The following is an 11,914-nucleotide window of genomic DNA, read 5'->3' on the forward strand; positions in this document are numbered from 1 at the left end:
CTGGGTCAGGGGGCGACCCTTGGGACTCATCATGAGCACACGGGCGGACGCGGGCACCGTGGCCAGGGCCCGGCGCAACGGATCCACGGCCATGACCATCCCCGGCCCGCCGCCATAGGGACGGTCGTCGACATTGTGATGCTTGTCCGTGGAATAGTCGCGGGGATTGAGGAACGTAAAACGCACCAAGCCCTTGTCCCGCGCCTTGGACAGGAGTCCACAGGACAACGGGGAATCAAAAAATTCCGGAAATATGGAAACAACCGAAAACCGCATTCACTCTCCGGTTCTGGATGCCAGACATCCAAAACAGCGCCATGTCATGAGTTTTGATAAAGCTCGAGCAAACCATCCGGCGGCTCGACATGGATGACCCCGGTCTCGAGATCAATCTCGCGCACAAACTCCTCCACGGCTGGCAGCAGAATCTCGTTTCCGGCCTCGTCATGGATAAACCAGATTTCCTGACCGGCGATATCCTGGATATCGTCCAAAATACCGATCCGGCCCCCCGCCACATGGACAACCGGCAGGCCGATCAAATCCTCGGGCCGAATGCCGTCGCCGTCCTGTTCGGGCACATCCCGCTCCCGGGCGAGAAGCTCCGCGCCTCTCCAGGCCTCGGCCTGATCCCGGCCCTGGCTACGGTCCAGCATCAGCAAGACACGCCCCCTGTGCGGACGCCACGCCTCGACCCGGCACGGTTTGGGTTTTTTGCCCGGCAACCGCAGATAAACGCGGGCCAAATGCTCAAAGAGGAAAGGGGAGTCCGCATAAAGTTCAATGCAGAGCTCCCCCCTGAGGCCATGTGGCTTTTCAACCCGGCCCAACTCCACGAGCTTGGCCGGATCCAACCTGTCTTCGGACACGCTACTCCAGAATTTCCAGAACGGAACGTTTTCTGGCCTTGGTCGAAGCCGCGCCCAGAATGGTCCGCATGGCCCGTGCCGTGCGGCCTTGTTTGCCGATGACCTTGCCCAGATCCTCCTTGGCGACCTTCAATTCGATGACGGAAGTCTGCTCGCCCTCGATTTCGGAAACAGAAACGTTGTCCGGATTATCCACCAACGACTTCGCTATGAATTCGATCAGATCCTTGAGCATGGACACCTCCGCTGAAGAGTGGATTCGCAAGTCGAGCCATCCGACGAGCCTTGGAGGTATTAATTACTGAATCCAGACTTTTTTAGCAAGGAGCGAACGGTATCCGAGGGCTTGGCGCCACGCTCGATCCAGGCCTTGACCTTGTCTTGATCGATTTTGATGTCCTGGGGTTCGGTCATGGGGTTGTAGTATCCCACATAGTCCAGGGCGCGACCATCGCGACGGGTTTCGCTGTTCACGGCCACGATGCGGTAAAACGGTTTTTTCTTGGAGCCCATGCGGGTCAGTCTGAGTTTCAAAGCCATTGTTATTCTCCCTGAGTGTAGTACGCGGGCACGTCGACGGGCCGGGGACGAACCCCGGCAATCGCGAGCCGCTATTTTTTCTTGCGTTGCTTTTTGGCCTTCTTGCGCCTTTCCTTGAGCTTGGCCGCCTCGGCCGCGGAGCGCCCGGACGAGCCGGGCATACCGGGCATGCCCGGAGGCATTCCCGGCAGACCAGCCGGCATTCCGCCCATGCCCGGAGGCATCCCGGGCATGCGCCCGCCCTGGGGCAGGGATGGCATCTTGCCTCCGGCCATCTTCTTCATCATCTTCCGCATCTGTTCAAAATTACGCAAAAGCTGATTGACCTCGGTCACGGTGGTTCCGCTACCCTTGGCAATGCGTTGTTTGCGACTGGGATTGATGATTTGCGGATCATGGCGCTCGGCCATGGTCATGGAACTGATCATGGCCTCGACCCGGGCCAGCTCTTTCTCCGGCATCTGCACGTCCGTGAGCTGCTTGCGGATCTGCCCCATGCCCGGGATGAGTTTCAAAATTCCTTCAAGCGAACCCAACTTCTTGATCCGCCGCATCTGCGTCCGAAAATCCTCGAGATCAAACTCGGCCTTCTTGAACTTCCGCTCCAGGGCCTCGGCTTCCTTGGCGTCAATGGTGGACTGCGCCTTCTCGATCAAGGTCAGCACGTCGCCCATGCCCAAAATGCGCGACGCGATGCGGTCGGGGTGGAACACCTCGAGTTCGTTCAGACGCTCGCCAGTACCCACGAACTTGAGCGGCTTGCCGGTGATGGACTTGATGGACAAGGCCGCGCCACCCCGTGCGTCACCATCCATCTTGGTCAGGACGACACCGGTCAGATCCAGGACCTCGTCGAACTTCTCGGCCACGGTCACCGCGTCCTGGCCGGTCATGGCGTCGGCCACGAACAAAATTTCCTGCGGCCGACACTTTTCCTTGATGCCGACCAACTCCTGCATGAGCAGCTCGTCGATATGCAACCGACCGGCCGTATCCAGCAAAATCACGGAGCAGCCCTTGAGGCCGGCCTCGCGCATGGCATTGGCGCAAATATCCACCGGGCTCATATCCACGGTGGATGGATACACCGGGATACCCAGTTCGGCGCCGAGCTTTTGCAACTGGTCAATGGCCGCCGGGCGATAGACATCGGCCGGGACCAGATACGGGGCATATTTTTGGCGGCGCAGGAACAAGGCGAGCTTGGCGGCCGAGGTTGTTTTTCCCGAGCCCTGCAAACCGGCCATCATGATCACGTAGGGCGGCTTGCCCTTGAAATCCAAGCCGCAGCTCTCCCCTCCCAGCAGGGCGATCAGCTCCTCGTGCACGATCTTGATGACTTGCTGTCCGGGCGTGAGGCTCGCCAGGACATCCTGGCCCAAGGCCCGCGCCTTGACCCGTTCGACAAATTCCTTGACGACCTTGAAATTGACGTCCGCTTCCAGGAGGGCCATGCGCACTTCGCGCAACCCGTCCTGAATATTGCCTTCGTCAAGGCGGCCATGGCCGCGTAATTTTTTGAAGACCGAATCAAGCCGGTCGGACAAGCTGTCGAACATGCGGAAACACCTATGCTAGGGAAAAGAAGTAGACCCGCATAGACAAGATCAATCCATGCGTCAAGTAGCGGTCACGGCGCCCGCCCCAGGCCCCCGACCGCCATAAAACCGGCGGCCGCGATCCATGAACGCGCCCTAGGCCAAGGCCTTGGCCACGGCCCGGACAAATCCGGGCGCGGACTTCCGAATGACGGACTCATCAACGCAGAAAGCGAGGCGGAAATATCCCGGATACCCGAATCCGGATCCGGGCACGGCCAGAATCTGTTCGTCCATGAGTGTCTTGACGAAGGCGGTGTCGTCAGTTCCCTTGGGAATGCGCGGGAAGAAGTAGAACGCGCCCTGGGGCATGGAAAATTCCAGACCGGCCGCGCGCAGCACTTCGGCCATGGCCTCGCGACGACGCGCATAGATCGATGCGTCCACCGCGTGCCCCAGGGCGCGGGCCAAAAGCTTTTGGCCCACGGCCGGAGCATTGACAAAACCCAGAATGCGGTTGGTCAAAATCACCCCGGCCACGAGTCGCGCCGCATCGGGCATGGCCGGATTGACGGCCACGTAGCCGACCCGTTCCCCGGCCAGGGCCAGGTTCTTGGAAAAAGAACTGACCACGACGCTGTGTTCGTACATCGGGAAAACAGCCGGCACCCGGACACCGTCATAGGCCAGAAAACGATAGGGCTCGTCGGACACCAACAGGATGGAGCGCCCTATCCTGGCCGAGGCCGAACGCAACAGTCCGGCCAGACGCGCGATTTCCTCCGAGGAATAAATGCGGCCCGTGGGATTGTTCGGAGAATTAATCAGCACGCACCGGGTACGATCCGTGATGGCACCGGCGACGGCCTCCAGATCAAGTTCAAAGGTCAGCGGCTTGGCGGGCACGGCCTTGAGCACGCCCTGAAAATTCTCGACATAAAAACCGTATTCCACGAAATACGGCGCCGGACACAAAACCTCGTCGCCAGGCTCGAGCACGGCCCGGAACAGGGCGTTGATCCCCCCGGCCGCGCCACAGGTGACCACGACATGGTCCGGGCCGACCTCGGCCTCCTGCTCGGCCGCGATCACCTGGGCCAGGCGGGCGCGAACCTGGGGGTAACCGGCGTTGGGCATGTATCCAAAGACAAAGGACTGATCCGCCTCGTCGGCCAGGGCGCGCAGGCCCTCGGCCACGACCGCCGGTGGAGCCAAATCCGGATTACCCAGGCTGAAATCATACACGTTTTCCGGACCGTATTTCTTTTTCAGTTCAATGCCGGCCTCGAACATGCGCCGGATCCAGGACGAATTGGCCAAATAGCCGTCCACCTGAGTGTTCAATACCATGTTCTGCTCCATCCGGCCCACGACTTAGACATTCAGGCCGATCTTTCTGTATTCACTCAATTTGTTGCGCAAGGTGCGCACGGAAATCCCGAGCAGCTCCGAAGCCTTGGTCCGATTGCCCATGGTTCTGTCCAGGCTTTTCATGATGAGGTGCATCTCCATCTCCTGGATGGTCGGAATGCGGCCATCGGCATCGGGAGCGGCCGTCAGGGGCATGGGCGGCGTATCGCCATCCATCTCGTCGGCGGATGCGTCGGACTCGGCGAAATCCGACCGCGAGGGGTCCCATTCCTGACCGTCCATCAAAAAATGCGCCGGTCGGATCGGCCCCGAACCAGCCAAAAGCACGGCCCGTTCCATCAGGTTCTGAAGCTCGCGCACGTTGCCGGGCCACGCGTAATCCAGCAGCCAGGCGATGGCCTCGTCGGACAGGCGCAAGGCGCCCAATCCATATTCGCGGCAGTACCGGGCCATGAAGTATTCCGCCAACAGCAAGGCATCCTCGCCACGCTCGCGCAATGGCGGCAGCCGCAGGGGGATGACGTTCAGGCGGTAGTACAGATCCTGCCGGAATTCCCCCCGCTCCACGCTCTGTTCCAGGTTCCGGTTGGTCGTGGCCAGAACGCGCACATCGATCTTGACCGTCTCGGTGCCTCCGACGCGATCGATCTCGCCTTCCTGCAGGGCGCGCAGCAGCTTGGCCTGCAGGGCCAGATCCATTTCGGAAATTTCATCCAAGAGCAGGGTGCCGCCCGAAGCCAGCTCGAACCGACCAAGCTTGCGGGAAATGGCGCCGGTAAAAGCGCCTTTTTCATGGCCGAAGAGCTCGCTTTCCAGCAGATGTTCGGGCAGGGCGGCGCAGTTCACGGCCACGAAAGGGCCGTTTTCCCGACCTGAATGGACGTGGATATAGCGCGCGAACATTTCCTTGCCCGTGCCCGATTCGCCGGAAATGAGCACCGTGGCCTTGGACGGAGCCACCTGCCTGGCCAGGGCCAAAACCCGGATCACGGCCGGATGCCGGCCAATGATGGACGCGTCCCGACGCGCGGCGGCCACCGGGGTGGGCGGCGCCACCTCGCGGGGCAGGATCGCCTGGATTTTCTCCCAGGACAGCGGCGCCAGCCAGTAGTCCTGGGCGCCCAGTTCCATGTACAGTTTGGCCTCGTCCACGCTGCCCTTGTCCGTGAACACGACCACCGGCGTGCTCGCCCCGGACAGCAGCGGCGACTCGAACAAATCCTGGGCCCGATATCCTGGCAGGACGGGTTGGGTGAAAATCACGTCAAAGGAGCGAGATTCGAGCACCTTCAAGGCCGAAGCGCGGTCCTCGACCACCACGGCCTGGCATGCATGGCGCTTCAAATCCGCATGGATCGGCGAGATAAACTCGGCGCGTGAAATAAAAAGGATTCGTGTGGCCGCCATGACGACTGCTGCTATCTTTTCCATGGGTTCTTGGCAATACGGAGGGCCGCCTCCCGACTTGCCCCGCCTTTTTCCCTCTGCTAGGGGCTATCCAGGCTTTGCCCGGGGCCAAAACGATTTCGACGACCAGGTCCCGACGTCCCAAGGCCGGCCGAGGCGCCCGGCGAAACCATCATCTCTCCGCAACGAGCCCACGCCACGCATGAACAATCCCGGCACCGCTTCCGGCGACACGCCGACAACAACACGACACAAATGCGTAAACCCGTTCTCTTCCGCGTCACCAACAATCTGGGCATCGGCGGCGTGCAACGCCGCCTGCGTTCCCTGCTGCCCCTGCTCACCTCGGACTTCGAGGTCCATATCGTCACCTACAAGGACAGAGGCATCTTTTTCGACGAACTGTCCGCGCTCGGGGTCCATACCCATTTTTTACCGCGCAAGGGGCACTGGAATCCGATCGACATCGGGAAGCTGGCCCGCCTTTTCCGCCTCCATGGCGCCCAGATCGTGCACACCCACTCCTTTGGCGGCAATATCTCCGGCATCCTGGCCGCAAGCCTGGCCCGTGTCCCGGTGCGCGTCGCCCAGGTGCATCTGTGCGACCAACACTGGTACGGCGCCACGATTGCGCGTCGTACAAAACAAATTCTGGAAGAAACCCTGCTGCATCGCCTGCTCACCGACCGCATTCTTTTTGTCTCCCATGAATCCCGCGACTACTTCCAGCGCCATACCCGGCTGCCCGACGACCGACTGACCGTTCTGCACAATGGCCTGGACCTGCCGGATGCCACCCCACCCGCGTCCCGCGCCGAGCTGGGGCTGCCCGACGGGCCACGGCTTATCGGCTTTGTCGGTCGCGTCACCTCCGGCAAGGGTTTGGATCTCTTTCTGGAGATTGCGCGCCAAGCCGCGCGCCAGTCCCCCCACGCGTACCACTTTCTGGTCGTCGGCACGGGTGGAGACCTCCCGCGCCACCAACAGTGGGCGCGGGAACACGCCCTGGACGACCATGTCACCTTTCTCGGCGAACGCCGGGATATCCATCGTTGCTACGCTGCCCTGGATTGTCTGCTGTTCTGCTCCGAACACGGCGTCGAGGGCATGCCTGGCGTCATGCTGGAAGCCTGCGCCCACGGCCTGCCCATCCTGGCCCGACGCGCCACGCCCGTGGAAGAAATCCGCGCCTACTACGACCGCATCCTGTTCTGGAATCCGGAACGCCCGGCCACCGCGCAACTGGACGCGGCCATGGCCCTGCCCGAGGCCGACCAGACACGACTCAGAGCGGAGTTCTCCATTGCCGCCATGCGCGACAGAACCATGGCCCTGTACCGCGAACTGCTCACGGCCAAAAGGAGCCGGACATGCGCCTGCTGACCCTGGCCCAAACTCTGTGTGGCGCCCGCGTGCCGGTTCTGTGTTATCATCAGGTCCGCCCCGCAAGTGGCATGACTCCGCAACGCCTGGGCGCGCAGCTGGACCTGCTCCTGTCCCTAGGATTACGGACCATGCGCCTGGATGAGCTGCTCGGCGTCCTGGCCAACGGCACGCCTCCCGCTGAACCGCGCATGGTGCTGACCTTTGACGACGCCACCGTGGACAATTGGATCCACGCTGTTCCGGAACTCCTCAAACGCGACATGACCGCCGTGTTTTTCGCCGTGACCGATTTTCTCGTGCCCGGCCCGGCCCGGCCCCGCGCGGACCAATCCGCCACGCTTCCCACCACCGAAGAATTTGGACAGGTCATGGCCCGCGCCGTGCGCGGCGACTGTTCCGGCTTCATGAACCACGAGGAACTGCGCGCCCTGGTCCATGACCTGCACATGGAAGTCTATGCCCATTCCGCCGCCCACCAGGCCTGTTTCCTCGACGCCCGGGCCGCGGGATTCTTGGCCGACGCCATGCACTGGAGCCACCCCCTGCTCTGTCCGCCAGGCTCGACGCCCGACACGCCGGTCCACGCGGTGGGCAGTGCCTACGCCCACGCGGGTTTTGGCCTGGATTGGCAAGGCCAGCCACTGGACCTGCACACCGCCGCCCACCGCGCGCGCTTCTGCCTGGACGATTTTTCCAGCGCCAAAAGCTGCCTGGAACGCGTGCTGGAACGCCCGTGCCCCGTTCTCTGCCTCCCCTGGGGACAACACGACACCGTCACCCTGCAGGCAGCGGCCAATGCCGGTTACCAGGCCGTGCTGACCCTGGGCCGCGGTACCGGCCTGGATCCCCACGCACAGGTGCTCACCATCGGACGCATGGCCGTCAAGGACAATAAATCCACGCCCTGGTTCCTGCGCAAACTGTTGCCACACCTCCTGGGCCCCGGCCCCCACAAAAGAGGACGCGCATGAATCTCTGCTTTGTCAATTCCACGCGCAAATGGGGCGGGGTCAAAACCTGGACCCTCGACGCGGCCTCGGGTCTGTCCGCGCGCGGGCACCGCGTTGTGCTGATTGGACGACCAGGCCCCTTCATCGACACGGCGCGCGCGCGCGGCCTTCCCGCTCGGGGGTGCTCCTTTGGCCCGGATTTCAACCCTCTGCTCATCTCCCGTTTTCTCGGCATGTTTCGCCGCGACGCAACCGATCTGGTCGTGGTCAATGTCGGCAAGGACATGCGTTCCGCCGGCGTGGCGGCCAAACTGCTCGGCATCCCGGTGGTCCACCGCGTCGGGCTGGCCGGAGACATGCTCGACACCTGGAAGGTGCGCGTCCTGCACCGATGGATACGTCCGGCCATTCTGGTTCCATGCGCGCAGATCAAACACGCTCTGCCCCTGGAACTGCCCTACCTGCGCCCGGACGAAATCACCGTGATCCCCACGGGCAAGGTTCCCACGCCCACGCCGCCGACCGAGATCCACCGGCCCCTGCGCTGCATTTCAACCAGCCAGCTCAACGCCGACAAGGGACACGAGGATGTTCTGCGCGCCCTGGCGGAACTGGCCGGACAGGGGGTGAACCTCCTCTACCACGTGGTCGGCACCGGGCGCATCGAGGATCGCCTTCGCGCCCTGGTCCTGGAACTGGGTCTGGAGAACCGCGTCGTCTGGCATGGCTTTCAGTCCGATGTCCGCGCCCTGCTGCGTCAGGCGGACATCTTTCTCCTTCCCTCCCGTCGCGAGGGATTGCCCAACGCCCTGCTCGAAGCCATGGCCGAAGGTTTGGTCTGCGTGGCCCGAAACGTGGGCGGCGTGGCCGAAGTCTGGCCACGGAGCCTGCCGCTGCTCTCCCCGGAGGCCGGGGCCGGGGATATCGCCCGCGTCCTGCGGGAACTCAACACCCTGGACGATACCACCCTGGTGGCGCGCAAGCGCCTGTTCTGGGAGCAGGCCACCGCCAATTCCCTGGATATCATGATCCACCGCCTGGAACGCTTTTTCCTCAACATCACGGAGCGCCCATGACCCCCGCCTCCACCAGTGCGCGCCTGCTCTCTCCGTTGCTGGGCATGTATTTTTTGGTTCTGTGCTTTCACCCATCCGCCCTGGATGGGGTCAAGGCCGCCATCGGCGCCTGGACCATCCACGCTCTGTGGCGACGGGATCTACGACCGGTGATTTTTCTGGACCCGGTTTGTCTGTCGGTTTTCGGCTTTTGCGCCGTGGCCTTGTGCGCCGCGATCCTGGGACAGGGCGAAACCGGGGCGGCCCTGTCCATCCTGGGCTGGCTGCCGCCGCTCGTCCTGGGTATGGCCTTTGCCCGCGCCCACCCCGAACGTCTGGGCATGGCCATGCTCCTGGGCGCGGCCATCCTGGCCGCGTACATGGCCCTGGTTCTGGGCCTAGCCCTGGCCGGGGTGTCCTCCGTGGCCGGTCTGCTCCTGTCTCCCCAAGACCTGACCCTGACCTTCCGCAACCTGACGCGAACGGCCCTGTTTCTGGCCCTGGGCGCGCTCTTCTGTGTCCACGCCCTGTTGACCGTCACGGCGCCGCGTCCGCGCCTGTTGGCCTGGACCGCCCTGCCCGTGCTCCTCTGCTCCCTGGTCTTGAGCGGCAAACGCATGACCCTGGCCGCGTTCATGGCCGCGTCGGCGCTTCTGCTTCTGTGGCGCAAAAAATTTCTGGCCGTGGGTCTGGGCGCGGTCCTGATTCCAGGTTTCATCCTGATCAGCGGACTGACCGATCGCTTCGACCCAGATCCGAAACGCCTCGTCACGTCCCAAGGCGTGATCGAACGCCAAGCTGTCTGGCACGCGGCCTGGGAACTTTTTCAGAACCATCCCCTGGTTGGCGTCGGTTTCAAGGCATTCAAGGACCAAGCCGAGCCCCTGGTCCGCGCATGGCGTGAAAGCGCGCCCCAACACACAGCGCCCGAAAACCTGGAGGACGCCCACCACATCGTTCTGCACATCCTGGCCGAAAGCGGTCTGCTGGGGCTGGCCTGCATGGCCGTGCTCTTTGGCGCGCCCCTGGCCACGGCATGGCAAACCCGGCACGACGAGCCCATGGCCCCGGGTCTGGGCGCGGCCGTGGTTCTCGTGCTGCTCCATCTGCACATGCACATGCACCTCTATTCCACCAATGTGCATGGCCTCGTGTTCGTGCTTCTGGGCATGCTCCAAGGTCTTGCCCCAGCGCGCCAGGACTCGCCGTGCGTCTGAACCGCCTGGCCTATGTCGCCAAGTCCAAAATCCCCTCCCGCCACGCCAATTCCGTGCAGGTCATGAACATGATCCGCGCCTTCGCGCCGCTGGTCGACACCCTGGATGTCTATCTTCCCGGCAACCTGGGCACCCGTCTGCGCTGTTGGAGTGGACGCCTCTTTGCCGCCTATGGCCGCCCCCAGCCCGGCAATGCCCGGTTCACCATCGTGTCCAACGGACAGGGTCCGAACCGAAACTTTGACTCCTCGGCGCTACGCGCCTTGCGTCCAGCGGACCTCGTTTTCACCCGAAGCGCGACCCTGGCCCTGGCTCTGGCCGAACGTGGCCGGGCCGTGCTTTTCGAATCCCATGTCGTGACCCGCGACGCGGCCCAAGTTCCCCTGGAACGTCTGGTCCAGGCCCTGAACAGGGCCCCGGGATCGGGCGTGGTCGGCATTTCCCAGGCCGTGACCAACGCCTACGCCCAGGCCGGTTTGTCCACGACGCGCCTGCTGACCGCGCCGGATGGGGTCGATCTGGAGGCGTTTTCCCATGTGTCGGCCGGAGCACTGTCCCGACTGTTCGGCCCGGAAATTCACGCCCGGCCGGTCCTGCTCTACACCGGTTCCCTGAGTCCGGAAAAAGGCGCCGGTTTCCTGGCCCAGGCCGCGCCCTGTTTGGACGTGAATGTAGCCATTATCGGCGGCAAGGCGGAGGAAATCGCCCGTCTCGGCGGCAAGGCGCCCAATCTGTTCACCCATCCAAACGTCGAACACAAATCCATTCCCGCCCTGCTGCGCGACGCGGACATGCTGATCATGCCCTACCTGCCCGAAGGCGACCTGATCGAATTCATGTCGCCCCTCAAACTTTTTGAATACCTGGCCACGGGCCGCCCCATTCTGAGCGCGGACTTGCCGGTGCTCGGACCCATTCTGCGCGACGGCGACAATTGCCTGTTCTTCACGCCGGGCTCGGCCGCGTCCCTGGCCCAAGCCATGAACCGTCTGCACGCCCTGACCACGGACCAACGCGCCCTGCTGCGCCGGAAACAACTGGCCACCGCGGCCCGACACTCCTGGTCCCAGCGGGCCCAAACCATTCTGGACTGGCAACGCGCCCTGGCGTATCCCGGCGGTACCCATGCAACATGAACTCGGACCTCAACTGGTCAAAGGCGGCTGGTGCCAAATCCTCGCGGTACTCGGCCACCCCGAACTCTGCGCCAAGGTGCTCGTGCCCAAACGGCGTTTCCAAGGCGGACGCCCCGACCCCAACCATATCGTCAGCACCAAATACGGCATCACGGATTTTCTGGACTATGAATGGGCCAACTACCAAAAAATCATGGATGTGTGCCCGGCGGACCTGCGTGCCCACTTCGTGGCCATGCATGGCGTGACCACCGCGATCGATGGCCGCAAGGCCCTGATCATGGATGTGGTCCGCGACGACCGCGGAGAAATCGCCCCCAGCCTGGCCAAAAACACCCGTGTGCTCAGCCCCGTGTTCTGGCGCACGTTGGACCGCATCCGGCGTGAAGTCTTCCTGAACCACGCCATTGACCACTTCGGCATCGTGCGCCGCAACATTCTGGTC

General features: G+C 63.0%; 13 protein-coding genes. 6 read left to right on the forward strand and 7 right to left on the reverse strand.

Translation table 11 applies throughout. The features are described 5' to 3' along the window. From EOL86_08050 to EOL86_08080, 7 genes are all read right to left on the reverse strand, one after another. A partial coding sequence (locus EOL86_08050) for a tRNA (guanine(37)-N(1))-methyltransferase (protein NCD25528.1) occupies positions 1-276 on the reverse strand: 276 nt, incomplete at its 3' end. 44 nt (positions 277-320) lie between these two features. Then, the gene (gene rimM / locus EOL86_08055) at positions 321-983 is read right to left on the reverse strand and encodes a 16S rRNA processing protein RimM (protein NCD25529.1); all 663 of its coding nucleotides are present in this window, start codon (positions 981-983) and stop codon (positions 321-323) included. Beyond that, complete coding sequence (locus EOL86_08060; GenBank protein NCD25530.1) at positions 871-1,104, reverse strand: KH domain-containing protein; 234 nt, start codon at positions 1,102-1,104, stop codon at positions 871-873. The genes rimM and EOL86_08060 overlap by 113 nt, the downstream gene beginning before the upstream one ends. Positions 1,105-1,163: 59 nt before the next feature. Continuing rightward, positions 1,164-1,409 carry a 30S ribosomal protein S16 gene (locus tag EOL86_08065; protein NCD25531.1) on the reverse strand — a complete coding sequence of 82 codons (246 nt, stop codon included), beginning with the start codon at positions 1,407-1,409 and terminating at the stop codon, positions 1,164-1,166. Positions 1,410-1,480: 71 nt separating this feature from the next. After that, positions 1,481-2,968, reverse strand: a complete 1,488-nt coding sequence (locus EOL86_08070) for a signal recognition particle protein (protein ID NCD25532.1) — start codon at positions 2,966-2,968, stop codon at positions 1,481-1,483. A gap of 135 nt (positions 2,969-3,103) precedes the next feature. Continuing rightward, positions 3,104-4,297, reverse strand: coding sequence for a pyridoxal phosphate-dependent aminotransferase (locus tag EOL86_08075; GenBank protein NCD25533.1), 1,194 nt, complete (start codon positions 4,295-4,297; stop codon positions 3,104-3,106). A 24-nt stretch (positions 4,298-4,321) separates the two neighbouring features. Beyond that, positions 4,322-5,725, reverse strand: coding sequence for a sigma-54-dependent Fis family transcriptional regulator (locus tag EOL86_08080; protein ID NCD25534.1), 1,404 nt, complete (start codon positions 5,723-5,725; stop codon positions 4,322-4,324). Positions 5,726-5,980: 255 nt separating this feature from the next. Here EOL86_08080 and EOL86_08085 point away from each other — a divergent pair, with 255 nt between their 5' ends. The 6 genes from EOL86_08085 to EOL86_08110 form a co-directional block, all read left to right on the forward strand. Beyond that, positions 5,981-7,108: a glycosyltransferase gene (locus tag EOL86_08085; GenBank protein ID NCD25535.1), complete on the forward strand. Its 1,128-nt coding sequence runs from the start codon at positions 5,981-5,983 to the stop codon at positions 7,106-7,108. Continuing rightward, on the forward strand, positions 7,096-8,082 hold the full coding sequence (locus EOL86_08090; protein ID NCD25536.1) for a hypothetical protein: 987 nt from the start codon (positions 7,096-7,098) through the stop codon (positions 8,080-8,082). Before EOL86_08085 ends, EOL86_08090 begins: the two co-directional genes overlap by 13 nt. Then, positions 8,079-9,137 (forward strand): glycosyltransferase, encoded by a 1,059-nt coding sequence (locus EOL86_08095; GenBank protein NCD25537.1) that lies wholly within the window; start codon positions 8,079-8,081, stop codon positions 9,135-9,137. The genes EOL86_08090 and EOL86_08095 overlap by 4 nt, the downstream gene beginning before the upstream one ends. Beyond that, positions 9,134-10,333: an O-antigen ligase family protein gene (locus EOL86_08100; protein NCD25538.1), complete on the forward strand. Its 1,200-nt coding sequence runs from the start codon at positions 9,134-9,136 to the stop codon at positions 10,331-10,333. Before EOL86_08095 ends, EOL86_08100 begins: the two co-directional genes overlap by 4 nt. Beyond that, entirely contained in the window at positions 10,324-11,469 is a 1,146-nt protein-coding gene (locus EOL86_08105) for a glycosyltransferase (GenBank protein ID NCD25539.1), read from the forward strand. The genes EOL86_08100 and EOL86_08105 overlap by 10 nt, the downstream gene beginning before the upstream one ends. Next, a partial coding sequence (locus EOL86_08110; protein NCD25540.1) for a hypothetical protein occupies positions 11,459-11,914 on the forward strand: 456 nt, incomplete at its 3' end. The genes EOL86_08105 and EOL86_08110, both read left to right, overlap by 11 nt.

Source organism: Deltaproteobacteria bacterium (assembly GCA_009930495.1).
Lineage (GTDB): Bacteria > Desulfobacterota > Desulfovibrionia > Desulfovibrionales > Desulfomicrobiaceae > Desulfomicrobium.